Below are 25,150 nucleotides of genomic sequence, written 5' to 3'. Positions count from 1 at the left end.
ATCCATATCTCAGAGTCCCTCAGTGACCTCCATGCAACCTGCACTCACAATTATCGTTCCAGTCTATAATGAGGAAGAAAGTCTGCCAGTTTTTTTCGCGGCGATGGATACGTTCCTCGCCACCACACCTCTGCCGACTGAAGTTCTTTATATCAATGACGGCTCAAGCGACAACAGTCCGCAGCTGCTGCGTGACAAGTGCGCCGACGATCCCCGCAGCCGATTTCTCTCTCTGAGCGAAAACCGGGGCCTCTCCACTGCCATCAAGGCCGGTTTTGACCACAGCCACACCACTCTGACCGGTTATATCGACGCCGACCTGCAGACTCACCCCGAAGACTTTACAGCTTTCCTGCCATACTTCCCGGAGTATGACATGGTCAATGGCATCCGCGCCAAACGCCGCGACAGCATCGTCAAGAAGATCTCCTCGAAGGTGGGAAACGGCTGGCGGCGATTTATGATTAATGACGGTATTCGCGATACCTGTTGTCCGCTGAAAATTCTGAAGACCGAATACGCAGTGAAAATTCCCTTTTTCCATGGCATGCATCGTTTTCTCCCCGCCCTCGTACAGCTTGAAGGCGGCCGGGTGAAACAGATTCCGGTTTCCCACTCCCCACGGATGGCGGGGGAGGCGAAATACCACCTCTTCAACCGTCTTGTCGGCCCCTTTTTCGACACCCTCGCCTTCCGCTGGATGCGCGACCGCCATATATCCTATACCGTCGCCGAAGAGAGTGCGACCGATAAGGCCAAATGAGCCAGACCCTTATCTACGCAATTGGCTTTGCGGCACAGCTGCTTTTCTCTGCACGCCAGATCACACAATGGATCAGCTCAGAGAGGGCGGGCAGAGTTCTCTCGCCGCTGCTTTTCTGGCAGCTCTCCATCGTTGCCTCCTTCCTGCTGATGCTCTATGGCATTCTGCGGGAAGATTTTGCCATTGTCATCGGTCAGGTACTGACCTATCTCATTTATACCCGTAACCTCTATTTTTTCGGTTTCTGGCAGAAAATTCCCTTCTTTTTCCGCCTGCTCTTCATTTGCTTTCCAGCCATTGCTGTCACCATTCTCGCCACCACGGGCCACCAATATAATTTGTCAACGCTGCTGACAAACAGGGAGATCCCACGCCAGCTGATGATATGGGGTATCGCCGGGCAGCTTGTCTTCACCTTCCGCTTCGTCTATCAATGGATCTGCAGCGAAAAGCGGAAGGAATCGGTCCTCCCGCCGGGATTCTGGCTGATCAGCATCAGTGGTTCGGCAATGATCCTCAGTTACGCCATTCTGCGGAGAGATCCGGTTCTCTTTGCCGGCCAGATATTCGGTTTTGTCGTCTATTCCCGCAACCTGATTCTCGGCCTGCGTGCACGTGATAATACTCAGCAAAAGTAACCCGCCCCTTCCGTCTTAACCTTCACTTAACAACGCCATGGCCCGCCCCAATATCAATATACCCTTTCTGTTCCTTCTGCTTGCCTACTTCACATTCCAGGTCGTGCTGCGGGTAAATCTGACGCACGGCCTCGACTACGATGAAGCTGAGCAGGTTCTCTTTGCCCAGTGGCTGCTGCCGGGCTACACCGAACAGCCGCCTCTCTTCACCTGGATACAGCACGGCCTTTTTCAGCTGTTCGGCAACAAGACCCTTGCCCTCAGCATAATGAAAAATGCCCTGCTCTTTTTCACATATCTCTTTACCTGTCTCAGCGCACTGCGCCTGCTGCGAAACGGCCACACCGCCATCCTTGCGACGTTGTCACTGCTGCTTATCCCCCAGATCGGCTGGGAATCGCAGCGCGACATGACCCACACCGTGCTGGTGGTCTGCGCTGCTGCCGGAACCCTGCTGGCCACGCTGCGGGCAGTCGAGAAACAGAGCCTTCTCAACGCCCTGCTTCTCGGCCTCGGCATCACCGCCGGATGTCTCGGCAAGGCCAACTACTTTCTCTTCCTCGCCATCCTTCTGCTTACCCTGCTCAGTATTAAAGAGGGGCGACAGGTCATCTTCAACCGCTTTTTCCCCCTCGCCCTGCTCCTGCCCCTGCTGCTCTGCGGGGAATATTTCTGGTGGATGTACAACAATCAGGATATCGTCTTCTCTGCCACCCGCAAGTTCAAGCTGGCAGAGGCCGATTACCATGTCCGGGGAATAATCAGCATGGTACAGGCGATAACCCTTTTTCTCTTCCCCTTCTGGCTCTTTTACGTGTTAGTTTTTCCGACCGGAGTCAAACCAGGAAACATTGATAAACCGGATTTTGGTCAGCGCTTCATCGCCCGGTACATCCTCATCTTTCTCCTGCTGCTGCTCATCGTCGTACTCAGTTTCAAGGTAACCTATGTAAAAGACCGCTGGTTGCAGCCGATGCTTTTCTGTGCTCCAATCTGGTTTTTTTCCCGGCTTACGGCAGCACAGGTAACAGCAAAACGTTTTCGCGTCTTTTTTGGCCTCGGCATCCTCGCCATGGCGGGGGTCTATATCGCTTTCACTCTGCGTATCGTCGGAGCTGGCTGGTACGGTGAAAACAGCAAATTTTCCCGCATGAACTATCCCTTTCCGGCCATGGCAACCACCCTGCGTGCCGCAGGATTTGACGGAGGTCTGATCCTCACCAACAAGCGTTTTCTGGCCGGGAATATGCTGCTCCTGTTTCCCCACAGCACGGCATTGATCCCCGGTTATGGCTTTGAAAAGCAGCTCTCAGAACAGCAGGCCGCCGGATATAAAAAGGTACTGCTGGTGTGGATGCCCTCCGAGAGTCCGAAGATTCCGGAAGAACTGCGGCGCTATGCAGAGAAGATGGGGGTAGATGTACAGACACTGCATAAAGAGAACATCACCCGCCCGTGGCTTTATAGCAACACACCATCACAGAGTGTTGTCCTTGGTACAGCCCTCGGGAAATGGCAGGGAAGAAAGCAGCTGCAGTAATTTACTTCCAGCCCCGCATGCTCTATAGTTTATATGTCGTGAAAAGATATTCCTTCTTCTGGAGAGTCATGAGTAAAAGTACACCAAATCCACCGGTCCGGCGGCGTAATCTGGCGTTCAAACTGCGGCCCATTCTGCGCTGGATCACCAGACTGCGCAGTACGCCGCACGCTATTGCCGGCGGACTTGCTTTGGGAACGTTTGTCTCGCTCACACCCACGGTGGGCATTCAATTCTTCATCGTAGTCATTATTGCTTCGCTGCTGAATCTGAACCGTGCCGCAGCTATTATCCCTATCTGGATTACCAACCCGGTGACTATCGCCCCGATTTACACGTTCAACTACTGGATCGGCCTGCAGTTTGTGGACGGCCCGCCAGTCAAACAGGTGTCAGAACTCTTTCTGGAGATCAGCAAGAGTATGGCGAAAATGCAGTTCTGGGAGATCAAGGAGCAGTTTAACGTTATCCTCCACACCGGCAGAGAGGTTATCCTGCCACTTACGGTGGGCAGCGTACTGGTTGGACTGGTCTGCGGGGGCATAACCTGGGGTCTCTCCATCTCCCTGCTGAAATTTCTCAATACCCGCCGTCGGCGAAAAAACATTCTCTACTGAGCGGGTTTCTTATACCATTTACATTTTGTATTGACCAGAGAGCGCGACTGCGTGGACATCTTTTTTTGTGATTACGAATGAATAAACAGGATGTAAAAAGGGCATAACTTAATAGAAATGGTCTAATTATGCGAAAAAGGGAATTTTTTATAAAAGCGTAACTTCTTAAAGTTTTTTGCCTTTATTCGCATGATTAGAGCTTTTATTCGTTGGCAAAAAGTTTTTCGCTGTTCCGTCTTTTGCTTTTCCCTGTCTCCCGTCTCCTTTCTCCTGTCTCCCATCCCCCTGCCTTTGAATTCGCCAATAGAAAGTGAAAGTGGCATTTAGTACGGTCACAACTTAATAGGAATGGTATTACTCGACTTTTTCACCCTCCTGCTTACCCCCGCGCCACGGAGAGCACTCCGTCCGCCGCTCTGCGGTACCACTTCAATCTGCGTGGGAATCCGCTCCTTCAGTGCGGACACATGAGAGATTACGCCGATCAGTTTACCGTCCTTCTGCAACCCGCCAAGGGCGTCCAGTGCCATCTCAAGGGTCTCATCGTCGAGGGTTCCAAATCCTTCATCAAGAAAGAGGGAATCCACCTGCACCATACGGCTGGCCATCTTTGACAGGCCGAGGGCAAGCGCCAGACTGACGAGGAAACTCTCGCCGCCGGAGAGATTGTCGACAGGACGAACTTCCCCGGCCTGGTCATTGTCGCGTACGTTGAGTTTCAGCGGAAAGTCATGGTCGCGCTCCAGCAGATAGCGGTCCGTCATCCTGATCAGCTGACGACTGGCATGGGCGACCATCAACTCGAAGGTGAGCCCCTGGGCGAAGTTGCGGTACTTCTTGCCGTCACTCGAACCAATCAGCCCGTGGAGCCGCTGCCAGACCGCCAGCTGCTGCCGCTGCTTCTCCACCGCCGCCTGGCGGGCGACGATACTCTCCCGCGCCGTACGGTCAACCTCAAGCCGTTGATGCAAAGTGACTGCAACATCCCGCTCTGCCACCTCCTGCTCTTCAAGCTCCTTCAACAATGGCGCGAGTTCTCCCGCCTTCTGAGAAGTTACATTCCGCGCCTTCTCCTTCTCAAGTCGGGCACTGCGGTCCCCGCGAAGGGCGGCAAGCCTCTCCTCACGCTTCTCCAGCTCCCGCTCCACCGCCGTGAGTTGTGCCAGCTCTTCTGCACGGAGACGCACGGCGGCAAAGGCAGACTCATCAGGAAAACCGACAGCAGCAAGGGCAGCAACAAAGGCACTCTCAAAAGCGGCCAGCTCAGGGGCACGCTGCTCAAGCTGACTCGAAAGTGTGGCCAGAGAAGATCTCATCCCCTGCAGTTCGGCACGGGAATTTTCACCCCTGGCACGGGCATTATTTTCGTCGGCGGCGGCCTGTTCCACATCCTGCTGCAGCCGTCTCTCCTCGGAATCAACGTCTCTCTCGCCAAACAGCTCTGCGCGTTTCTGAGACTCTTCCGCAAAACGTGCCTGCAGGTTTTTTAATTCCTTTCGACGGGCTGTCAGCGCCTCCTCTCCGCTCTCTATCCTGGCCAGAATTCCTGCCTTCTTCTCCATCAGATCGCTCTGTTGTTTCTCGACGACCTCTCCCTGCTCCTCCAGTTCCTGCCAGTGACGGCAGCGTTCACCGAGCAGATCCAGCAGATTGTCCTCCTCGACATTAACAGCGAAAGGTTCAAGCAGGTTTTGCAATTCCCTCCTCATCTGCTGCAGACGCCCCTGCAGTTTCTCCATGCGGGCTTCCCGTTCCAGGTTCTGCTTCTCCGCAGTATCACGTTTGAGACACGCCACCGCAAGCTGTTGCTCCCCCCCCGCACCGACGGCCAGCAGCCGCTTCTCTTCATCAGCCATCTGGCGATATTTCACCTCCAGCTTTTCGCAACGGAGAATCACGTTGTTCAACGTTGCGAGTCGTTTTTCTTCACCATCCGGCAGCGGTATTCCTTCGACAAAAGGATGTTCCAGCGCGCCGCAGAGTGGGCATGGCATCCCCGTGCTCAAACGACGGCGTTCAGCTTCAAGGTCAGCGATACGCCCCAAAAGCCCGACGGTACGTTCAAGATCGCCGCGTTCCCGGCGGATCTCCATGATATCCCGGCCATTGAGCAGTTGCTTTTGTTCCTCCGCCACCGAATTCAGTTGCCGCTGCACACTGATCACGGCCTCGTTCTCAGCCTCGCCCTTCTTTTCGAGAGCAGTCACATTATCACGCAGCTGCTGCCAGACTCCCCGCGCTGCTGCAATCTCCTCCTGCTCCGCGTTGCATTCCACAATGGTGTCTGTAATATTCTCCAGCTTCGCCTGTACAGCCGGGAGCTGTCCCTCCAGCTTCGCATCCTGTGCGTTTTCCTTCATCCACCGCAAGCGATCTTCACTTTTTTGGCGAAGGATCTCAATCTGCTGTTCAAGTGTTTTTAACTCCCGCTGATTTTTCTTTTTCTGCGTTTCCCCAACTGCAACCATCCCGGCGGCCACTTCTATGGCATCCTTCCGCCCGGCCAGAGCAGCATCAAGCAAACGAACATTTTTCAGACGCGGCCTCTCCGCCTTCTCCGCTTCCACTGCCTGCGCAGCAGCCTTCTCCTTCTCCGTCAACACCTGCTGCGCCGCCTGCACCTTTTCTTCAAGGAAAGGCAGTTTCTGCTGACACTCCAGCCGTGTCTTCTCATCCTCTGCCCTGCGCCGTCGTGCCGCCGTCAACCCGGCATACTCTGTATCCAGCCGCGCTGCCCGTTTTCCAAGGGACAAGCGCTCTCCCTGCAGGGAAAATTTCTTCCTCTCCATGCCAAGCAGCCCGGCCTCCCGGTCAATCTCCGTGAGTTCCACCTCCAGGGTTGCCATGCCCTCACGCCAGAGCAACGCGCGTCCAGTCTGACCAATTCGGGTGGCAATAACCAGTACCCGTCTCCATATTCCCTGCAGCCTTTTCTCAAGCGAGGCCACCTCTTCTCTCTCCAGGACCTGAGTGCAGCTGATATCTGCCTGCATTTGGGTCAACTTCCCCTGTTCGAGGCGGGTACGCTCATGCACCCGGCGGGAGATCTCACTGTAGATACCGGTACCGGTTATCTCCTCCAGTACCGCAGATTTTTCATCCTCCTTCGCCCGCAGAAAGGAGTCAAAACTCCCCTGGGCAAGGAGAGTGGAACGGGTAAAGCGGTCAAAATCCATACCTGTCGTGCTCTCCACCTCCTCCATCACCCTGCCTTTCTTTGTCTCCAAAACCTCACCCGTAAGGGCGTTGCTAAACTCATACTTTGGCGGCTGCAGGGGAGCCCCGGCCTTTTTCCGTGATCGGTGCTGGCTGAAAAAACTGCGAAAGGTGCCCGAGCCGCAGGAGAAGGTAACCTCTGAGCGGCATTCGCCGGTGTGCCGGGACATGATCTCGTTGCTCGATGCAGTAATGTTGCCAAGGCGGGGAGTTTGCCCGTAGAGGGCGAGACTGATGGCGTCCAGCACGGTAGATTTACCCGCACCAGTAGGGCCGGTGAGGGCGAAGATACCGCCCTCCACATAAGGGCCGCCGGTAAAGTCGATATCCCATTCACCGTAGAGCGAGTTGAGATTTTTAAAGGTGAGGTGAAGGATTTTCATATTGCCCCCGTAGTCTTATAGATACCTTGAATAATACCATTTCCATTTTGTATTGATTCATCACCATTGATGGAAAATCGGCACGGCAGTGGTTTCCCACAATGTTGTTGTGTAGACAAGGCATGCCTTGTCTACACTGTGACGGGAAACGTAACGATAACAGTGGAATTACACAACCATTGGTGGGCTGAAATGGTAGTAATTCCCGGAATTATTAAGAGCAGGTACAACCGCGATTGGGCCCCCAAATGAGGCAAAAGCGTAACTTCTTAAAGAAGCTCTAAAAAGACAAAAAATAGAACAACAGCAATTCTCTGTTTAATTTTAAAATCTTTTTTAAATTTTTGTTGCCTTTATTCGCATGTTTAGAGCTTTCCTTTGGCAAAAAGTTTTTCGCTGTTCCGCCTTTTGCTTTTCCCTTTCTCCCGTCTCCTTTCTCCTTTCTCCTTTCTCCTGTCTCCCTTTTCTCCTGTCTCCCTTTTCCCGTCTCCCGTTTTTCCGCCTCACTCCCGATTACTGTCCTCTTCCCGCAGATCCCGCACAATCTCTTCATAACACTCGACAAGTTTACCCTGTTCCTCTTCGCTGATCTGCGCAGCAGAGAGACAACGCTGAAAGACCTCAAACTCGTCAAGATCATCAAGAGTTTCTCCCGCCCGGGCAGTCTGCAGAATCTGCGCCGCGAGTACGCTGTTTTTCACTCGCAACACCTCAAGACCGCTGCCCTCTACCGCCTCCTCAATCTGTTGCCGCAGGTTCTTCGGCGCGGCCGCCGCCGTATAGACAGCCTCAAGCCAGCACTTCACTCCTTTCTCTTTCAACACTTCAATGCCGGTGAGAATCCCGGCAAGATCTCCCTCCACACTTTCAAGACGTTGAAAATACGGCACTTTAAGGGAAGTAATGCGACATCCCTTCTCTGCTCTGGAAAACTCCACCAGCAAAACCTCCTTCTGCTGACGCGCCTCTCCGAAACCCATCGGAATCGGCGAACCGCTGTAACGGATATGCTCGACACCCCCCACCCTCTGCGGCACATGCAGGTGGCCAAGGGCAAGATAGTCAAAACACTCCGGAAAATTCTTGACAAGGGCAAGGTTGCCAACGTAGAGATCACGCACACCGTCACCTTCGGCAGTGCGACCGCCAGCGGTAAAAAGATGTCCGGTGGCAGCGAGAGGCAATCCGGGCAGATTCAGCCTGCGGCGCTGTGCCTCGGCCAGGATACCAGCCTCTCGATAGTGCGCCTCAATCCCTTCAACCAGCCGCATCGTCTTTTCACCGCCGCTCTCCCCCGCCTCGGCCACGCGCACGTCGCGATCCCGCAGATAGGGAACCGCAGCGAGAAGCAGACCCGGCTGCCCGTCGTTCTCCTCAAGCAGCAGCAGTTCCTCCTCAGGATTCTCCCGCATGCTGCCAATGACATGGATATGCAGATGTTGCAGCACCTGCTTCGGCGCTTCAAGAAAGGAGGGGGAATCGTGGTTGCCAGCTACCACCACGATATTGCGGCAGCTGGAGATCTCCGCTACTTGACAGAGAAAGTTGTAGTAGAGATTTTGCGCAAGATTGCCCGGCGTGCCAGTGTCGAAGATATCGCCGGAGACGACAAGGGCGTCGACCTGCTGAGCCTCAATGGTCTGCACAAGCCAGTCGAGAAAGGCGGTAAATTCGGGATAGCGGGTGCGACCGTAAAGACGGCGGCCGAGATGCCAGTCAGAGGTATGGAGTATTTTCATCGGTGCAACTCCGGGTTGAGAGAATAAAAAACGGGCGGCATGAAGTGTACATGCCGCCCGTAAATAGAACAAGGCCGTTAAACATCCCGTTGTCAGGGAACGCATCTTAAGATGCGCCGGGGAAACAGTAAAAAGCGGAAAAGCAAACAGCGGAAAAGCAGTTTTTCCCGTCTCCCCTTTGCCTGCCTCCCCCTTATTTCTGCGCCTGAGCCTGTACCGCTGTCATGGCGACGGTATTGACAATGTCAGTCACAAGACAGCCGCGGCTGAGATCATTCACCGGTTTGCGCAGCCCCTGCAGCAGGGGGCCGATGGCAACCGCGCCAGAGGATCGCTGCACCGCTTTGTAGGTGTTATTTCCGGTATTAAGATCCGGAAAGATGAAGACGGTAGCCCGTCCAGCGACTTTGCTGCCCGGCATTTTGGAGGCCCCAACGTAGGGGTCAATGGCCGCGTCATACTGAATCGGCCCTTCAATGAGCAGACCAGGATAAATGCGCTCCGACCGTTTGCGGGCCAGCTCTGTGGCCTCACGAACCTTATCCACCTGCTCACCTTTTCCGGAAGTTCCAGAGGAATAGGAGAGCATGGCCACCCGCGGCTCAATACCGAAGAGTCTGGCAGTCAGTGCAGAACTGGTGGCAATCTCAGCGAGTTCAGCAGCGGTGGGATTGGGGTTGACGGCACAGTCACCGTAGGCCAGCACCCGGTCATTGAGGCACATAAAGAAAACTGAGGAGACGACGGAGCACTCCGGCACAGTTTTAATAATCTGAAACGCGGGACGGATGGTGTTGGCGGTAGTGTGTGCTGCCCCGGAAACCACGCCGTCGGCGTGTCCCTTATAGATCATCATGGTGGCGAAATAGTTAAAGTCACCAATGGTATCACTGGCAAAATCCCTTGAGATACCCTTGTGCCTGCGCAGCTCATAGTAGTCATCTACATATTCATCGAAGTGTGGGGATTTAACCGGATCAACGATCTCCGCACCTTCGATGTGCAGACCGAGACTTCTCACCCGCTCGCCAATCCTTGCTTCATCACCAAGGATGGTAAGGTTGACGACATCCCGGCGCAGAAGGATCTCCGCCGCCTGCAGGATACGATCATCCTCACCCTCGGGGAGAACAATATGCTGTTTGTTCGCCTGGGCTCGCAGCAGAAGACGGGATTCAAACATCTTCGGAGTTACAGTAGTCGTCTTGCGGGTGATGATCTTATCCCGCAATTCAACCATATCCACATGACGTTCAAAAAGGGCCAGCGCCTCGTTGATCTTGCGGCTGTTGTCCGGAGTGATGGATGCGTGAATGGAGTCCACCCGAATTGCCGCCTGGTACGTATTTTCCGCCACGGAAAGAATCGGGACCAGGTCCGGAAAACCCTCAATGACCTTTTGTACGGCAGGTTCCGGTACCAGTCCACCGGTGAGCATAATCCCTGAGATATTGGGCATGGTCTTCGACTCCTCGGCGGCAAGGGAACCGAGAATAATGTCCGAACGGTCACCGGCGGTAATAATCAGATTTCCGTATTCAATGCGCTCAAGATAGTTCCGCAGCTGCATGGAGGCGATGGTAAAACCGCGTACATGACGGGTCAGTTTATCCTGTCCGTAAAGAACTTCAGCGTTGACCAGTTTTACCACCTCACCCACCGAAGGATTGCCGAGGTTTTCATTATCGGAAATAACGTAGACACTCTGTTTTCCCACCAGCGGATCATTCTCAAGAGCGGATTTTACCTTCTCAAAGGAACCGGGATCAACGCGGTTGACAATAGTACCCACCACACTGCTGCTCTTCTCAGCCAGCGACTCATAATAAACCTTCACTGAACGCCGAATATCATCAGCCTGCATATTACGGCCACCTGCGACCAGCAGTATCGGCGCTGCGAGATTGTTGGCAATAGTGATGTTGAGATCAAAATCAAAGGAGGAAGAGGCACCAGTCATCTCAAGCCCGTCAATAAGAACAAAATCAGCTTTCAGGGCAAGGGCGTTGAATTTATTAAGAATTTTTTCGTGCAGCTCATCATCCCGCCCCATTGAGATCAGAGTGTTGGCCTCATCGGCGGTAAAACCATACATCTCATCGTACTCAAATGTAAGGTCATAGTGGCTGCGGATAAGTTCGATGGTGTTGTCGTTCTCGTGCCGGGTGTCATCGACATCCACCAGCGGACGAAAGAAAGCAACTCTTTTAATATTCCGGGTGAGGAGCTCCATTAACCCGAGACTCACTACAGATTTACCAATGCGGCGTTCAGTCGCAGTAATATAAAGTTTATTTGCCATGCTGTACTCTCCAAATTTACAATAATGCGGGAATTCCCTTGCAGAATTCCTGTTTTCGCTTGAAAATTCGCCAATATACCGCTGCAAACCTGAAAATACAAGAACAGGAGGCAACACATAATAATGAGGGCGGTCTGTGTCCATACCAATGATGTTGTGAAAATAAAGTGAGCAAAGTACTTTTCCCGTCATGTACTGCAAAAAGTAACGTTATCACGGCAGAAAACAAGAGAGAGGCTCTTGCTCTTTATAGATGGGCAAAAAGATCCCCGATCTGATTACCCTTGACATGGACATGCCAGGATGGGTGATTTACACGTTGAAGAGATTGCTACAGAAGCCGAAACAACGGAGAAAAGCATCACTGCCATCCCCCTCATTTTTGTTTCCACCGGTGACACCCAAAAAAAACCGGGCCGCTCACTCAAAGTCTGCCGGAATTTTTTGGTCGATATTATAAAGGGAACTCAAAATATCGAATTCTTCAATTTCAGGAGAAGCATTACACCATTTACATTTTGTATTGGCGGATTCAAAGACAGTGGGACGGGAAAAGGGAGGCAGGAAAAAGCAAAAGGATACATTCTCACGTCTACCTGCCTTGTACGCCAGCCTCAGCGAACAAGGCCCGGCCAGAGGAAATGTCAGGAGGACGGCCCTCATGTACCCCTGTGCGGCAGGTGTTCAAGCCTCTTTCATTTTCATAAACCAGAGATCACCTTTAATCCAGGCGTCTTTTTCCCTTCGAATGGCACTCGCATGTTTTTCAATGATTTGCCAGCCTGTTGCACGGGCAACTCTTTCAATATAATGAGAACTGTGGGCAAATCGACCTGTCAACCGCAAAGAAAAGCCTTCTCCCGTCTTACTTTCTGTTGAAAAACAAAAGAGGACATCCGCAGTGGCACGCTGACGCAGCAGTCGAAACGTCTCTTTCAGCTCACCCAGGTAGATAAAAACATCGGCTGCCAGAATAAAGTCATACATCCTCGTATCCTGAGCCAGGAACTCATTAACATCGCATTCTGTTAGTGAATGATAAATTCCCTTCTCCCGGGCAATATCAATCATTCCGGGAGAAAGATCCACCCCTGACAACTGCCTGGTTACATCCGCAAAAGACTCGCCACTCAAGCCCGTGCCACAACCGAGATCAAGACCACAGTCAAATGATTTTTTCCAGGATGTCCCCTTTTCAACAACCTCTCGAATACTCTCAGGGACAGTATACTGAAGCTCTTCAACCAGACTTTTTTCATAGAATTTAGAATAGTTATCAAAAACTTCTTTAACATAAACCTTTGGCGGGGCCGCGACCTCAGCCCCGGTGAGTGCTGCAAGCATATGTTCGGCCATCTTGTGTGCGGGCTGCAGTTCCAGGACTCTCTTAAAATAAAAAACAGCCTTTGTTATATTACCGGACAAATGATAAACATAGGCGATATTATTATTAGCAGAAAAATGATCCGGAGAAAGATCTAAAACCCTCAGGTAGAGATGTTCGGCCTCATCAAGATATTTGAGATCCCTGTAGCAACCCGCTGCATTATAGAGTGTATCAATGCTTTCCGGCTCACTTTTCAAGATTTCAAGATAATATTTAAGGGCTCTTTCAATGTCACCCGTCTGTTTACAGCACAGAGCGAGATTAAAAATAATATCATTATCTGAAGGTTGCAACTCCGCAGCACGTTCAAATGATTTTCGGGCCTCACTGAAATTCTGACACTCATAAAGCAGCAGTCCAAAATTATAATGTAAAATGGGCGCTTCAGGAAAATGAGAGAGCAGTTTTTCATAGCCGCATCTGGCAGCTTCGTATCTTTGGTTCTGATGATCTTCGCAAGCTTGTAAAAAAATTGCGTTGAATTCTTCGGCGTTGATATATTTTTTTGTCATGATACACAATCGGGGAAAATCGTTTAATAAATTTTTGACTGTAACGAAGAAGCTGGGCGATTATTCGATGTGCCCTGCTCTAAAATGCGTTTTTTATAACATATTTTACATATCATAACAATATTCAGCAGAGCCTGCACAGGTATCCACTTTATTTTACGTGCTTTTTAACTTCTCCACTCAACTTTCGGAATGAAGACTCCGTATCTCTATTGGCTCCTTGCAAGACCAGCTGAACCCGGTGCTGTCTCCATTACCGTATCAAAGAATAATTCTGCTTGCCGTTACGGTCAAGGTTGTCAGACAAGGCATGCCTTGTCTCTACGTGGGACATTGCTGGAGCATTCTCATCTGGCTATTTTTGCACGGTTTTCTGGTAGATAACAGCTTGGTAACCCTCTGAAAAATCATAAAAAAAGACCTGGCAGGCTCTTTTTCGAAGAAGCTTACGGGTCGCAGTACGCGCCAGGTTATTGGGAGAATTCCATATTTTTCGCGTCAGGCCCTGAGTCCGCTTACTGAGCAGCAGTTTATTTTCATCAATCAGTTTGGACTTTTTTTCAACCAGTCGGGTTTCATTTTTCAGTTTTCCATTCTCACGGTATAACCTCTCGACTTCCTGGTGTACAATTTTCGATTGGGATCTCGTTTTCCTTCAAAGAGATAAGATAATTTTTCTTTTCTTCGCTTATATTTTATGGTTCCTTGTGATTGTGCACAGCTGAAAATGCTGTCTTAAAACGAGCCCCCCTGTACTTTTCTCACCCGATTATTGAGGAAGAAGAATCAACGTTTCGAAAAATATCGAAAAAAGGAGGAGTCCGCCAAAAATATTTGTATTATTTTGTATTTTCTTAAAAAGGACATATTGGATGTCTCTATGTAAAATTCATATTTTGATAAGGAAAAAAAATGAACAAAAAGAGAGCAGTAATCGCAGGTATAGTGATTATAGCAGCGGTCGCCTGGTTTGGTGGCAAGGCATGGCTTAATTCAAAAGCAGCAAAGGAAGTAGATTCTGCCATCGTCAAAATGGAGGACCAGACAGGTGTAAAAGCAACGTACAAATCTGTAGATATCAGCCCCTTCACCAGCGATGGGACCCTCTTTGATATAACCCTGACTACTCCTCAAAATGAAACCACCACTGTTGAGAAAGCCATTCTCACCAACTTTGACCGTAAAAATGAGATACCCGCCCATGCCACTCTGAAACTCATCGGCGTTAAAACAGGCGGAGACAATGCAGAGGTAAACGAGAAATTAAAAGAACTTGGCTACAAAAAATTGCCGCTGGCAGATGTAATCGGTTCGTATACTTATGACCACCAGAAAAAGGCTCTTAATGTCGAGGAACTCGGTGGGCAGATGAAAGGAATCGGCAGTTATGTGTTTAAGGCACAGTTTGGAAATCTGCTACTGGACAAAGAGAACATCAATTCCGGAGCCTTCCTCTTCAGCAGCATGGCAATTACGGTGAAGCAGGCATCCTGGACCTTTATTGATGATGGGTTAATGACCCGTCTCTTCAATGCCGAGGCAAAAAAACAGAATATTTCTGTTGAGGACCTGAAAGAAAAACTCAAGAATGACACTGCGCAAAATATGGCCATGCTGGGCGATTCTCCCCAGGTCAGGGACCTTACCATTGCTGTACAGGCGTTCATAAACAATCCGCAGCGTATCACCATTCTTATCAGGCCCAAACAGCCGGTTTCCGTCGGCCAGCTTATACAACTCGGCAACAACCCTGCTGAGATTTTCAGTACCCTTGGAATTCAAGTAAAACCTTGAATATTATGCCTGAAGGGGGCAATAACCATTTCTATTAAGTTGTAACCGTACTAAATGCCATTTTCACTTTCTATTGGCGAATTCAAAGGCAGGGGGATGGGAGAAAGGAGACGGGAGAAAGGGAAAAGCAAAAGACGGAACAGCGAAAAACTTTTTGCCAAAGGAAAGCTCTAAACATGCGAATAAAGGCAAAAAACTTTAAGAAGTTACGCTTTTATAAAAAATGCCCTTTTTCGTATGATTAGACCATTTCTATTAAGTTATGCTCGTTTTACATCCTGTTTATCCATTTGTAATAGCCCAAAAAAATTTCCACGCAGTTGCGTTCTCTGGTCAATACAAAATGTAAATGGTATCAAACCTCATCTCTTTTCCACCAGCGTTCGAACCTCCAAAGCAGCAAAGGGGAGATCGAGCTGCCCCTCCCCGGCGCTGAACTTTTCCTGTGAAAAAAGCTCCCGCCACGTGCCCTCTACAGCAACATTCGCACGGACTCCATAACGCAGGGTATTTGCACAGATCAACATCCGGCCCTCCCCGGACCCTTTCAGCGCACAATGCACCGCAGGATTTCCCGCCGCGTCTTTTGAGTAGGGCGAGGTCATACACACCTCCGGACGCGTATTCTCTGTCGCCTGCAGCCAGGGCTTCAACACTGCCAGCCTCTGTACCACCCGGGCAAAGTCTTTCTTTCCCTGCGGGGTTCTGTTGATCTGATCCCAGGTAAAGAACCAGATTCCCCGACTGCCATGAATAACAGAAAGCATGGCAAGGTCATACATCTCTGCCGCAGTGGGCAGGCGCGGCCAGCCCGAAAGAGCATTTTTCCCGCCCCCAAAGGCTTGAATTACCGACATAAGACGAGTGCGTCCGACATGCTCTGCAGCAATATCCATGGAATCCGGCAGCCAGGTCATCGGCATATCCGGCACTGGATACTGATCCAGCATAAAAAAGTCGGCACCGTTATTGTAGAAAGGTACGGTCTGCGGCCGAACCACCGCCATCATGGTCGGGAAATCTGGAAATCGAGCCTTGAGAAGACGCTGAATATCCTCCGTTTTCCACGAGGGGACACCGTGCAAAGAAGGCTCATCATTGACATAAAAGGAGAACTGTCCCTGTTTGAGTAACGCTTCATTCTCGTTGAGAACGGAAATGAGCTGCTGAGGGTCGCGAGGCACACTGAAGGTGCAGTTCATCCCCAGCTCAAGACACTTCTCCACACCGGCGCGATTCAGCCCCACGATGGCGGTGTTCAGTCCCAGTTTCTGCATGGCCGGAAGATTTTGCACCTTACCGCCGTAACTGCCAAGCGGGAAAAATGAACTGGTGGCCACCGGACGCAACGTCCCTTTTTCCTCTACCCACGGCCTCATGGTCGTCCGGCGCATGGAAAATGGCGTGGAGGAGTAACGATTGAGAAATTTGAAAGAGGAGTCGTGATTCTCCTCTGGACAGGAGACCAGCACCTTGACCCGCTGCCATTGACCCGCAAGACGATGAGTGTTGAGACGATACCGCTCTCCCCACAGTTCCACTTCCGGATAGGCGGTGGGGTCATTGCGGTTGTCGCGGAAAAAGTCAGCCGCAAAGAGGAATTTCGTCCCGGGAAAACACTGCTCCAGCGGTCCCTGCAGGGTGACCTGTCCTTCTCCCGGAGACAACTCTCCAAGGAGATTCTTCTGCGGGGAAAAGCCACTAAATATCGGCCATTCCCACGGCTGCATGGTACGCAGAGAATAGATCATCAGGCCGTCAGCTCCCCCCTGCTCTGCCTCGGAAACCGCATCGTTGAAGCCATCGGGCATCATCTCCTCCGCCTGCAGAATCGGCCATACCTCGGCACCCGCATCGGCGGCAATTTCTTTGAAATATCTGGTAACGTCTCCGATCCAGGGTTCACTTCTGCCGCACATGCGGTGATACGTCATCGGTGAGAGAACATCGGCCTCTGCAGCGAGTTGAGCTGCATTCTGCCCAAGGAGAGTGATGACTGCCCCGTTGAAATCAGACATGCGCCACGGCACAAGAAAAAGACCGAGCTGCAGCGGCTTGCTGCCTGAGTGAAGGATCTGTTTCGCCTCTGTGACAAAAGAGAGGATCACCCCCTGCTTCCAGGCGTACCACTGTTTTGCAGCGTTGGCCTTTATCCAGGCTGATTTTGCTGCCGTCCCCTGCAGCTTCGCTGGCAGTGTCACCCCGCTCTCCTTCTGGAATCGCGTGAGGCAGCGATCACACCAGCAGGTATCAAAGAGCTGCGGATCCTTCTCCTCCCAGTGACCGGGATAACGGATGAAATCAAGCCAGATACCGGATATGCCACCCCTGCCGCCATAGTCTCCCACCCATCTGCGGAGCAGTTCAAGGCGCTGCCGCCGCCATCCCTCGTGACTCGGACAGATACCACCAAATTTTGCCGGCATCAGAGTGCCATCGGCCAGCACCGGCACAGCATCGGGAAACTCCCGCCAGCCGCCACTGCCACCGAAAACATTAAGAGTAAGAAAGACCTGTCGGTTCAGAGCGGTCTCAGCGGAGATCCGCTGATGGTCAGGTGTCATCCACACCCGTTTCACCCCGTATTGTTCCAGCTCAGGCACACTCCTGTTCACCCCGTACATTCCGGTCGAGGAGGCCAAAAGAGGTGGTGTAGAGAGGAAAAAAGAGAGAAAAACCAGAAAATACAGTGCCGGCATATCAGCTCCATTTTTTGAGTTTGAGCGCAGGAATTGAGCGCAGGAAATGAACTCTTTTTATGAACAAAAGAGGTAATACCATTTTGGTACAAACCACGTCACTGGCAGTTTTCCCTGTGAATTCGTATTTTTACAATTTCACATAAGATTACATAGAAAAAATTCTCACCCTCTCTTATACTGCATTCAGGTATGTGGCACTTTGACCACAAAATTATCGGAAGTCCGGCAATCATATTTCTTTATCCCTGAAAATTATTCACATCAACTGCGGGCACTTCGTTTATCAGAACTTATCAAGGATTCATTGCAGTCCCCCGGATTCCAGTCAGAGATAGCGTACGAGTTCAAATTTCATCCGTCACAGAACTGAAGAGATCCCCTCTGTAACGTTCCGTGACACCGAGGATTTCACCATGTTCACCATAGCAGACATTTATAACATCGCCATCCAGGTGGAAAAAAACGGCGAAAAAGAGTACGAAAAGGCCGCAATCAAGACCTCTCTTCCCAAACTCAGAGAACTCTATACCTGGATGGCACAGCAGGAAGGCCTCCATGCCAACTGGTTTGCCCAACTCATGCTGGAAAAGCCTGAGCAGAGCAAAAGCCAGCAGGAGCTCAATACAATGGGGCGGGAGATGCTGCAGAAAATCATCCGTGAGAGTCACTTTCCCGTCGAGGAAAAAGAACTTGAGGAGATTACCGACCCCCTTGATGCAGTGAACTTTGCCATACTTCAGGAGAAAGAAACCATCACTCTCTACCAATTCATTTTCTCCCTCGTTGAAGACAGGGAGGTAAAGACGGACCTGCAAAAAATCGTTGCTGAGGAGGAAGGACATATCACAATCCTTGAGAAGATGCGCCGCGATCTCGGTGGAGACCAATGAGTCACCCGCTGCTGTCTCTGCTGACAGTCTTCTCTCTGCTGTTCTGTGCCGAGCTTTCTGCCTCTGCGGAGAAGAGCGTCGGGCAGACGATTTACGTCCCTGCCTATTCACATATCTATTTCGGCAATCGGGAGCACCCTCTGGCCCTCTCCGTCACCCTCTCCATCCGCAATATAGACCCGGCATCGGAGATGGTCATTACCAGCGTCACCTATTACCACACCGAGGGAGAACTGCTGCGTCAATTTGTCAAAACTCCGGTGCAGCTCGGCCCGCTCGGATCTGCCCGTTACGTCGTCGGACAGGATGACAACACCGGCGGTTCCGGTGCCAACTTTATTGTCAAGTGGCAGGCAGACAAACCGATAAACCCGCCGATTGTCGAGAGTGTGATGATCGGGACTCAGTCCATGCTCGGTATCTCCTTCACCTCCCGGGGTGAAGCAATTCAGTAAAACTGAACATCTTTTCTGTAACAAAAAAGGGACACCCGGACGAGAAGTCTGGAGTGTCCCTTTAATTTTTCGAGTGTCCCTTTAGTTTTTCCTGCTTCGAACCTGTTCAAAGGTCAAGGGTATAGATGGCATTGCCATGTTCCCGATTGTCATGAGATTCACTCCTGAACTCAACATCCTTCAAATCGGGATAGAGCTCCAGATACTTCGTCCGCAGCTCTGCCCGGCGATCATTCCTGCCCATGGGATAACCTTCGAGATGCTGCAGCACCAGCACGTCATCGTCAATGAAGGCAGAAACCTTCGGTGCAGCGCCAATCAGATCAGCAAGAACCGAAGCGAGGATGGAGTGTTTCTTCACCTTCTCCCGCGACTGCTCACTGCCGTCAAACGCGCCGCTCTCAATAAGCTCGGCAAGCATCTCCACCGCATCGTCAATGGTGATGGTATCAATATTGATGAAGACATCATAGAGGGTGCTGTCCCACGTATCCTTACTGAAAATGGCAAGACTCCAGCGCCGGCGGGCATCGTCATCTTTATGAATCAGATAACGCGCCTGCTCATTGCTTATGCCTTCATCCTCCATCTTCTTGTGTATCCGGCTCTCGAGATCAGCGATCACCCGAACCTTGCAGACATGGCGGATATTCGGCACGAGAAAATGACCGGCCATACCGCAGTAAACGATATTGTCGTTGACCATGTGACGCAGGAAGACAGCACGGTAAAGGCTCAGATAGTGATCTTTTTCACTGCTGAATCGTTCCAGCATGGAGGGCGCGTCATGGATAGCCCGCTGCAGGCGCTTCATCGGCACCGAAAATTCCTTACTCGTCTCCAGCAGCAGATTGCGGGAAAGATATTGATAGTCGAGGCGTCTGGCCAGTTTTTTTGCCACATAACGCCCCCGGCTGAAGGTGCCCTGAGAGATGGTTATAATTGCCATGGGAGCTCTCCATATAAAATTTGCGGGTCAGAATCCCTTGTTCCAAAATTATGGGCACCTTGAATATGAACGAAATACAAAATGTTTCAAGGTCCCTTATTTTAAGTTCCTTTTATTTATACCATGAAATGCAGAATTTGCCTCAACCCTCGAAAAAATTTCTCAGGGAGACATTTTTCAGCCTTATTCAAAATCCGTCACCCGTTCGGGAAGCAGGTGTCCCTGCCAGTGTTTTTCCAGCCTGCGAACGAAAAAGACGATGGTAAAGGTGAGACACATATAAAGCAGTGCCGCAGTGAGGAAAGCCTCCCACGGACTGTAGTAACGAGATTGAATAATCCGCGCCGCGCCGGTAATATCGACGATAGTGACAGTGCTGGCGAGAGCCGTGCCGTGGAGCATAAAGATTATCTCGTTGGAGTAGGCCGGCAGGGCCCGACGAAAGGCACTCGGCAGAATAATGCGCCGCAGCATCAGCATGCGCGACATACCGCAGGCCCGGGCCGCCTCAATCTCTCCGTGGGAGGTTGCAACAATTGCGCCGCGGATGATCTCCACAGTGTAGGCACAGGTGTTCAGTGTAAAGGCCAGCAGGGCGCAGAACCATGCCTCGCTGAAAAGCGACCAGAGTACACTCTGCTGCATCCACTCAAACTGCCCGAGACCGTAGTAGATAAGAAACATCTGAATCAACAGGGGAGTGCCGCGGAAGAAGTAGACAAAAGCACGGATCGGAGCCTGAGCCAGCGCCCCGCCATGTACCCGTATCACCGCCAGGGGAACGGCGAGCAGCAGGCCGATAACGAGGGCGGCGACGGTAAGCCAGACGGTGGTAATCAGGCCGTCAAGATAGATCGGCCAGCTCTCCTGAATAATCGAAAAATCCATTTACAACTCCCTGCTGAATCCGGCAGAATATCTCTTTTCAAGATATTTTAGCAGGATGATGGAAGCGCTGGTAAGCAACAGGTAGTTGATCGCCACCGCCCCGTAGAGCACAAAGGGCTTGTGGGTCGCCCCCGAGGCAAGCGCCGCCCGCTGCACCATGTCGTTGAGTCCGATGATGGAGACCAGGGCCGTCGTCTTGGTCAGCACCAGCCAGTTGTTGCCAAATCCCGGCAGGGCGTGGCGCATCATCTGCGGCAGGAGGATACGGGAAAAAATCTGCAGACCGGTCATCCCATAGGCGCGGCCTGCCTCCATCTGACCAGGGTTGACGGCAAGAATGGCCCCTCGGAAGGTTTCAGTCATATAGGCACCGAAAATAAAACCGATGGTAAGTACACCGGCGATGAAGGGATTAATGTCGATATACCCCTCATAACCAACCTTCTCGGCGATGGAGTTTACCGCCATCTGCCCGCCATAAAAAACGATGAGCATCAGCACGAGGTCGGGAATACCACGTACTACAGTGGTATAAAGCTTTGCCGGCAGCGAAAGAAAAGGCTGCGGCGAGAGTTTCGCGAGTGCGCCAAGCATGCCGAGCAGCACAGCTGCCGCAAGGGAAGCGAAGCAGACTTCAAGGGTGAGCACCGCACCAGCAAGAATTGTGTGGCCGTAGCCATAGAGTGTAAACATGTTCAAGGGAAGGAAGGAAAGCGAAGGGAACACTTCCCGCAGGGCAACCTGCGAGAAGAAGAACTGCCGTCAGCGTCCTGTGACCCGGCGGCAGCGCAACGACGGAATTCCAACGTCTTATTTCCCGTAAACATCAAAGTTGAAGTATGTATCCTGAATCTTTTTATACTCACCATTGGCGCGGATGGTCTGAATCGCTTTATTGAACATCTCGGCGAGTTTCGTATCTTTTTTCCGCACTTCAATCCCCACACCTTCACCAAACCACTTCTCGTCCAGCATATCGGGACCGACGAATTCATACTCGTTGCCATTCTCTTTGGTGAGGAAGCCTGTGTAGAGCGCCGCGCTGTCGGCGATAATCAGGTCAAGACGACCGGCAGTGATATCAAGGTAGGCCTCGTCGAGATTGCCGTAACGCTTGATCTTCACATCTTTGCCATATTTGGCGGTGAGATATTTATCGTGAATAGTCTCCCGCTGCACGCCGATGGTTTTTCCCCTGAGATCATTCTCAGTGAAATTGGAATATGCTCCCTTCTTCGCTATAAATTTTACCGGGGTCTGGTAATATTTATCAGTGAAACCGACCTTCTTGCGACGCTCTTCGGTAATCGACATAGAGGCGATAATGGCATCATATTTACGGGCGAGCAGGCCGGGGATCATGCCATCCCAGTTCTGCTGTACAAGGACAATCTCAACCCCCATGGCCTGGCCGAGGGCGTGGGCTATGTCAATATCAAAGCCCTTAATGCTGCCATCCGGCTCAATATAGCTGAATGGCGGATAGGCACCTTCCACGGCAACCCGTACCTTCTTCCACTCTTTGGCGAAAGATGTCGTGGTAAAACTGAGGGCAAGGAAGAAACAACAGAGAAATACAGCAATTTTTTTCATTGGAATCTCCTGAGTTCTGGTTGAAATATATTCTGCAGGAACAGGGTGAATCTCAACATTCCCCCGTACACGTTCTGCGGGAACATCGAATAATCGCCCATCTTCTTTGTTAAAGTTAAATTTATCCTCGGAGTATCCGAGGTTACAGGCGGGTAATTTTTTTTCAAGGTGCTCCCTACATCATGGCGGCGACAAAGTTCCGGAAACGATCCGTCACCGGTCGTTCAAAAACATCTTCGGGGGTACCGTCTTCCATGATCAGCCCTTTTTCAAGAAAAATGACACGGGAACTGACCTCCCGGGCAAAACCAAGTTCATGGGTAACAACGATCATTGTCCGCCCTTCAAGAGCAAGATCACGCATGACCTGCAGCACCTCACCGACCAGTTCCGGGTCAAGCGCCGAAGTCGGTTCGTCAAAAAGAATAACCTCCGGCTCCATACAGAGTGCCCGGGCGATAGCCACCCGCTGCTGCTGCCCGCCGGAGAGATGGATCGGATAGACGTGCAGCTTGTCACCGATACCCACCTTGTCAAGGTACTGGATCGCCATTTTACGCACCTCTTTCCGGTCGCGCTTGAGAACATGCACCGGAGCCTCCATAACATTTTCAAGGATGGTCATGTGCGACCAGAGATTGAACTGCTGGAAGACCATCGCCAGTTTCGAGCGAATCCGTTCCACCTGACGCATATCAGCCGGGACACTGCCATGCCGCAGTGTTTTCATCTGCACCTGTTCCCCGTCAACGCGGATAATCCCGTGGTCCGGGATCTCAAGCAGATTGATACAGCGCAGCAGGGTAGATTTCCCCGAACCGGATGAACCGAGAACAGAGATTACCTCACCCCGGCGGGCGAAGAGATCAATCCCCTTCAGCACCTCGTTGCGTCCGAAACTCTTGTGTATCCCCTCCACGGAGAGGGCATAATCAGTTGTCATTTCTCTCTTTTTCGTTAAGTGTGAAGATCTTACCGTCACAGATATACCCAATTATCCACAAAAATGTCAAAGAGAATGCCGGACACATCCTCCTTTCTCTTTCCCGATACCGTTCTGCGGAGCTGCCATGTCACCTTTCTTCCTCTCACAAATCCTCACCGGGCTGACACTCTGCTCTGATATAACATCTTTTCAATTGAAAAAAAGAAGGAATATCCTCCTTTGCCTCATCTTCTCCAGCAGTACCCTGGCCCTGCACTTCGCTTTGCTCGGCCATTGGACAGCCGCTTCCCTTGCACTCTTTGGTGCAATCCGTTTCGCCGTCGGCTTTTACACCGCGAACATACGTCTCGCCTGGCTTTTTGTCGCAATGATCGCAGTAATTACCATCTTCACATGGGAAGGCCCGCTGTCACTGCTTGCCTCAGGAGGCTCGGCCATCTGCAACCTCGGGACCTTTCAGCGTGAGGATAAGCGGCTGCGTCTGTTCATGTTCCCCGGTACCATCTGCTGGCTGAGCCACAATATTCTCGCCGGTTCCCCTGGAGCAGTGGTGGTAGAGATCGTTTTCTTCTGCTCAAATCTCATCGGGTATTACCGTTTTTATCTTGCTCCGAAAAGAAGTCAGTCCTGATCCATCCTCTTCTCGTACGCACACCAGCCGGGACGCGGCCCAACCTGCGGGTGGTTGCGGCAGGTCTCCGGCCGCTTCTCATACACGGTGCATCTGCGGGTGGTTTCATCAAGAAAAAGGCAGTCGCCACTGGCTCGACGGCTCAGGGTGAAGACACCGCTCCGGCTGTGGAAATGCTCCACCACTCCAGACTTTATCAGCCTGCGGGCGACATATTTCAGGTTCTCTTCCAGCTCCATCTCCTCCATCAATCCAAGGCGAATCAGATCCTCCGCACGGACCTCCACAGCGAGGCGACAGCAGTTGGCCACACAGCTGCGGCAGAGACGGCTGCGGTATCTGCTCCAGGTGGAGAGGTCATCAAGACTGGTTTTCATTGCCGTCCCCTGTTACAGCTGATAGATTAGTAGAAATTTCCATGATCCTTCTTGAGAGTATCTGCATGACTGAGACAAATACAGACCGTTTTGCCCGTACCCGCCTGCTCCTCGGCAAAGAGGCCTTCAGCCGCCTGTGCGGGAGCCGCGTTACCGTCGTCGGCATCGGCGCGGTAGGCAGTTATACCGTTGAAGCCCTCGCCCGCGCTGGCGTCGGCAGCCTGCGACTGGTCGATTTTGACTGTATCACTGCAAGCAATATCAACCGCCAGCTCCTCGCCCTCGAAAGCACCCTCGGTGCCACCAAGGTGAGCACCGCTGCGGCTCGAATTGCTGAAATCAACCCCGCCTGTGAAGTGCAGGCGGACGAACTCTTCTGCCGCAATGAAACCCTTGAGAGGATTCTCACCCCGCCGCCGGACCTGCTGATCGACGCCATTGATTCCCTCAATCCCAAGACCGACCTGCTCGAAGCAGCCTCCCGCCGACAGATCCCCGTCATCAGCTCCATGGGCGCGGCTCTGCGCACCGACCCCGGCGCGATCCGCAACGGCGATCTTTTCTCCTCCACCGGCTGTCCACTGGCGCGTAATGTTCGGCGGCGACTGCGACGGCGTGGAATCGACAGCGGCATCGCCTCCGTCTACTCCATCGAACCTTCCGCAGGAGGCATCGGCGGACAGGAGGAGTTTACCGAAAAGGGACGGGGGCGCAATATCCTCGGCAGTCTGTCAACCATCCCGGGGATCTTCGGCCTGACTATCGCCAACATGGCGCTGCTTCACCTCGCCGGCATCAAAAAACTTTCCATTGAAAAAGGCTGAAACC

21 protein-coding genes are annotated in these 25,150 nt (G+C 51.8%); 10 read left to right on the top strand and 11 right to left on the bottom strand.

From position 1 onward, the window contains the following. Positions 1 to 31 precede the first annotated feature (31 nt). The 4 genes from JWG39_RS05600 to JWG39_RS05585 all read left to right on the top strand — a co-directional run bounded on the left by JWG39_RS05600 (position 32) and on the right by JWG39_RS05585 (position 3,558). Positions 32 to 763, top strand: a complete 732-nt coding sequence (locus JWG39_RS05600; RefSeq protein WP_205218401.1) for a glycosyltransferase family 2 protein — start codon at positions 32 to 34, stop codon at positions 761 to 763. After that, positions 760 to 1,401, top strand: coding sequence for a lipid-A-disaccharide synthase N-terminal domain-containing protein (locus JWG39_RS05595; RefSeq protein ID WP_205218400.1), 642 nt, complete (start codon positions 760 to 762; stop codon positions 1,399 to 1,401). Before JWG39_RS05600 ends, JWG39_RS05595 begins: the two co-directional genes overlap by 4 nt. Positions 1,402 to 1,438: 37 nt before the next feature. Then, positions 1,439 to 2,941, top strand: coding sequence for an ArnT family glycosyltransferase (locus JWG39_RS05590; RefSeq protein ID WP_205218399.1), 1,503 nt, complete (start codon positions 1,439 to 1,441; stop codon positions 2,939 to 2,941). A gap of 68 nt (positions 2,942 to 3,009) precedes the next feature. Beyond that, entirely contained in the window at positions 3,010 to 3,558 is a 549-nt protein-coding gene (locus JWG39_RS05585) for a DUF2062 domain-containing protein (RefSeq protein ID WP_205218398.1), read from the top strand. 332 nt (positions 3,559 to 3,890) lie between these two features. Here the strand turns inward: JWG39_RS05585 and JWG39_RS05580 are convergent, their stop codons facing one another. Next, on the bottom strand, positions 3,891 to 7,157 hold the full coding sequence (locus tag JWG39_RS05580) for an AAA family ATPase (RefSeq protein ID WP_205218397.1): 3,267 nt from the start codon (positions 7,155 to 7,157) through the stop codon (positions 3,891 to 3,893). 69 nt (positions 7,158 to 7,226) lie between these two features. Between JWG39_RS05580 and JWG39_RS05575 the strand changes: the two genes are divergently transcribed. Then, positions 7,227 to 7,409 carry a hypothetical protein gene (locus JWG39_RS05575; RefSeq protein ID WP_205218396.1) on the top strand — a complete coding sequence of 61 codons (183 nt, stop codon included), beginning with the start codon at positions 7,227 to 7,229 and terminating at the stop codon, positions 7,407 to 7,409. A gap of 251 nt (positions 7,410 to 7,660) precedes the next feature. On the opposite strand, the gene JWG39_RS05570 is transcribed toward JWG39_RS05575, so the two are convergent. From JWG39_RS05570 to JWG39_RS05560, 3 genes are all read right to left on the bottom strand, one after another. Beyond that, on the bottom strand, positions 7,661 to 8,896 hold the full coding sequence (locus tag JWG39_RS05570; protein WP_205218395.1) for an exonuclease SbcCD subunit D C-terminal domain-containing protein: 1,236 nt from the start codon (positions 8,894 to 8,896) through the stop codon (positions 7,661 to 7,663). Positions 8,897 to 9,089: 193 nt separating this feature from the next. Then, the gene (gene pta, locus JWG39_RS05565) at positions 9,090 to 11,198 is read right to left on the bottom strand and encodes a phosphate acetyltransferase (protein ID WP_205218394.1); all 2,109 of its coding nucleotides are present in this window, start codon (positions 11,196 to 11,198) and stop codon (positions 9,090 to 9,092) included. A 684-nt stretch (positions 11,199 to 11,882) separates the two neighbouring features. Next, positions 11,883 to 13,097 carry a tetratricopeptide repeat protein gene (locus JWG39_RS05560; protein ID WP_205218393.1) on the bottom strand — a complete coding sequence of 405 codons (1,215 nt, stop codon included), beginning with the start codon at positions 13,095 to 13,097 and terminating at the stop codon, positions 11,883 to 11,885. Between the two features lie 912 nt (positions 13,098 to 14,009). Between JWG39_RS05560 and JWG39_RS05555 the strand changes: the two genes are divergently transcribed. Continuing rightward, positions 14,010 to 14,891, top strand: coding sequence for an aq_1923 C-terminal domain (locus JWG39_RS05555; RefSeq protein WP_205218392.1), 882 nt, complete (start codon positions 14,010 to 14,012; stop codon positions 14,889 to 14,891). A gap of 362 nt (positions 14,892 to 15,253) precedes the next feature. On the opposite strand, the gene JWG39_RS05550 is transcribed toward JWG39_RS05555, so the two are convergent. Continuing rightward, on the bottom strand, positions 15,254 to 17,590 hold the full coding sequence (locus JWG39_RS05550) for a hypothetical protein (protein ID WP_205218391.1): 2,337 nt from the start codon (positions 17,588 to 17,590) through the stop codon (positions 15,254 to 15,256). Between the two features lie 416 nt (positions 17,591 to 18,006). Here JWG39_RS05550 and JWG39_RS05545 point away from each other — a divergent pair, with 416 nt between their 5' ends. Together JWG39_RS05545 and JWG39_RS05540 are read left to right on the top strand one after the other, a co-directional pair. Then, the gene (locus tag JWG39_RS05545) at positions 18,007 to 18,483 is read left to right on the top strand and encodes a ferritin family protein (RefSeq protein WP_205218390.1); all 477 of its coding nucleotides are present in this window, start codon (positions 18,007 to 18,009) and stop codon (positions 18,481 to 18,483) included. After that, positions 18,480 to 18,938, top strand: coding sequence for a DUF3124 domain-containing protein (locus JWG39_RS05540; RefSeq protein WP_205218389.1), 459 nt, complete (start codon positions 18,480 to 18,482; stop codon positions 18,936 to 18,938). The genes JWG39_RS05545 and JWG39_RS05540 overlap by 4 nt, the downstream gene beginning before the upstream one ends. A gap of 106 nt (positions 18,939 to 19,044) precedes the next feature. On the opposite strand, the gene JWG39_RS05535 is transcribed toward JWG39_RS05540, so the two are convergent. From JWG39_RS05535 to JWG39_RS05515, 5 genes are all read right to left on the bottom strand, one after another. Continuing rightward, positions 19,045 to 19,887, bottom strand: a complete 843-nt coding sequence (locus JWG39_RS05535; protein ID WP_205218388.1) for a cytidylate kinase-like family protein — start codon at positions 19,885 to 19,887, stop codon at positions 19,045 to 19,047. 183 nt (positions 19,888 to 20,070) lie between these two features. Continuing rightward, positions 20,071 to 20,775 (bottom strand): ABC transporter permease, encoded by a 705-nt coding sequence (locus JWG39_RS05530; RefSeq protein WP_205218387.1) that lies wholly within the window; start codon positions 20,773 to 20,775, stop codon positions 20,071 to 20,073. Next, positions 20,776 to 21,468: an ABC transporter permease gene (locus JWG39_RS05525; RefSeq protein ID WP_205218386.1), complete on the bottom strand. Its 693-nt coding sequence runs from the start codon at positions 21,466 to 21,468 to the stop codon at positions 20,776 to 20,778. Positions 21,469 to 21,585: 117 nt separating this feature from the next. Then, the gene (locus tag JWG39_RS05520; protein WP_205218385.1) at positions 21,586 to 22,368 is read right to left on the bottom strand and encodes an ABC transporter substrate-binding protein; all 783 of its coding nucleotides are present in this window, start codon (positions 22,366 to 22,368) and stop codon (positions 21,586 to 21,588) included. Positions 22,369 to 22,543: 175 nt separating this feature from the next. Further along, positions 22,544 to 23,311 (bottom strand): ABC transporter ATP-binding protein, encoded by a 768-nt coding sequence (locus tag JWG39_RS05515; RefSeq protein ID WP_205218384.1) that lies wholly within the window; start codon positions 23,309 to 23,311, stop codon positions 22,544 to 22,546. Positions 23,312 to 23,438: 127 nt separating this feature from the next. Here JWG39_RS05515 and JWG39_RS05510 point away from each other — a divergent pair, with 127 nt between their 5' ends. Continuing rightward, on the top strand, positions 23,439 to 23,945 hold the full coding sequence (locus tag JWG39_RS05510; RefSeq protein ID WP_205218383.1) for a YgjV family protein: 507 nt from the start codon (positions 23,439 to 23,441) through the stop codon (positions 23,943 to 23,945). Here JWG39_RS05510 and JWG39_RS05505 read toward each other — a convergent pair. Further along, positions 23,936 to 24,322: a YkgJ family cysteine cluster protein gene (locus tag JWG39_RS05505; protein ID WP_205218382.1), complete on the bottom strand. Its 387-nt coding sequence runs from the start codon at positions 24,320 to 24,322 to the stop codon at positions 23,936 to 23,938. The genes JWG39_RS05510 and JWG39_RS05505 overlap by 10 nt on opposite strands. Before the next feature lie 65 nt (positions 24,323 to 24,387). Here JWG39_RS05505 and JWG39_RS05500 point away from each other — a divergent pair, with 65 nt between their 5' ends. After that, positions 24,388 to 25,146 (top strand): tRNA threonylcarbamoyladenosine dehydratase, encoded by a 759-nt coding sequence (locus tag JWG39_RS05500; protein WP_205218381.1) that lies wholly within the window; start codon positions 24,388 to 24,390, stop codon positions 25,144 to 25,146. The last annotated feature ends 4 nt before the right edge of the window (positions 25,147 to 25,150 follow it).

The sequence above is a fragment of the Desulforhopalus vacuolatus genome, assembly GCF_016918505.1.
Lineage (GTDB): Bacteria > Desulfobacterota > Desulfobulbia > Desulfobulbales > Desulfocapsaceae > Desulforhopalus > Desulforhopalus vacuolatus.
The sequence above is the reverse complement of the archived record's forward strand: the minus strand, read 5'-3'. Positions and strand labels throughout refer to the sequence as shown.

Bases quoted from the DNA above. Each gene is read 5' to 3' on its own strand.
- JWG39_RS05560 (WP_205218393.1), bottom strand. From the start codon at position 13,097: ATGACAAAAAAATATATCAACGCCGAAGAATTCAACGCAATTTTTTTA.
- JWG39_RS05510 (WP_205218383.1), top strand. From the start codon at position 23,439: ATGTCACCTTTCTTCCTCTCACAAATCCTCACCGGGCTGACACTCTGC.
- JWG39_RS05600 (WP_205218401.1), top strand. From the start codon at position 32: ATGCAACCTGCACTCACAATTATCGTTCCAGTCTATAATGAGGAAGAA.
- JWG39_RS05570 (WP_205218395.1), bottom strand. From the start codon at position 8,896: ATGAAAATACTCCATACCTCTGACTGGCATCTCGGCCGCCGTCTTTAC.
- JWG39_RS05505 (WP_205218382.1), bottom strand. From the start codon at position 24,322: ATGAAAACCAGTCTTGATGACCTCTCCACCTGGAGCAGATACCGCAGC.
- JWG39_RS05530 (WP_205218387.1), bottom strand. From the start codon at position 20,775: ATGGATTTTTCGATTATTCAGGAGAGCTGGCCGATCTATCTTGACGGC.
- JWG39_RS05575 (WP_205218396.1), top strand. From the start codon at position 7,227: ATGGAAAATCGGCACGGCAGTGGTTTCCCACAATGTTGTTGTGTAGAC.
- JWG39_RS05545 (WP_205218390.1), top strand. From the start codon at position 18,007: ATGTTCACCATAGCAGACATTTATAACATCGCCATCCAGGTGGAAAAA.
- JWG39_RS05520 (WP_205218385.1), bottom strand. From the start codon at position 22,368: ATGAAAAAAATTGCTGTATTTCTCTGTTGTTTCTTCCTTGCCCTCAGT.
- JWG39_RS05590 (WP_205218399.1), top strand. From the start codon at position 1,439: ATGGCCCGCCCCAATATCAATATACCCTTTCTGTTCCTTCTGCTTGCC.
- JWG39_RS05540 (WP_205218389.1), top strand. From the start codon at position 18,480: ATGAGTCACCCGCTGCTGTCTCTGCTGACAGTCTTCTCTCTGCTGTTC.
- JWG39_RS05500 (WP_205218381.1), top strand. From the start codon at position 24,388: ATGACTGAGACAAATACAGACCGTTTTGCCCGTACCCGCCTGCTCCTC.
- JWG39_RS05515 (WP_205218384.1), bottom strand. From the start codon at position 23,311: ATGACAACTGATTATGCCCTCTCCGTGGAGGGGATACACAAGAGTTTC.
- JWG39_RS05535 (WP_205218388.1), bottom strand. From the start codon at position 19,887: ATGGCAATTATAACCATCTCTCAGGGCACCTTCAGCCGGGGGCGTTAT.
- JWG39_RS05580 (WP_205218397.1), bottom strand. From the start codon at position 7,157: ATGAAAATCCTTCACCTCACCTTTAAAAATCTCAACTCGCTCTACGGT.
- JWG39_RS05555 (WP_205218392.1), top strand. From the start codon at position 14,010: ATGAACAAAAAGAGAGCAGTAATCGCAGGTATAGTGATTATAGCAGCG.
- JWG39_RS05585 (WP_205218398.1), top strand. From the start codon at position 3,010: ATGAGTAAAAGTACACCAAATCCACCGGTCCGGCGGCGTAATCTGGCG.
- JWG39_RS05550 (WP_205218391.1), bottom strand. From the start codon at position 17,590: ATGCCGGCACTGTATTTTCTGGTTTTTCTCTCTTTTTTCCTCTCTACA.
- pta (WP_205218394.1), bottom strand. From the start codon at position 11,198: ATGGCAAATAAACTTTATATTACTGCGACTGAACGCCGCATTGGTAAA.
- JWG39_RS05595 (WP_205218400.1), top strand. From the start codon at position 760: ATGAGCCAGACCCTTATCTACGCAATTGGCTTTGCGGCACAGCTGCTT.
- JWG39_RS05525 (WP_205218386.1), bottom strand. From the start codon at position 21,468: ATGTTTACACTCTATGGCTACGGCCACACAATTCTTGCTGGTGCGGTG.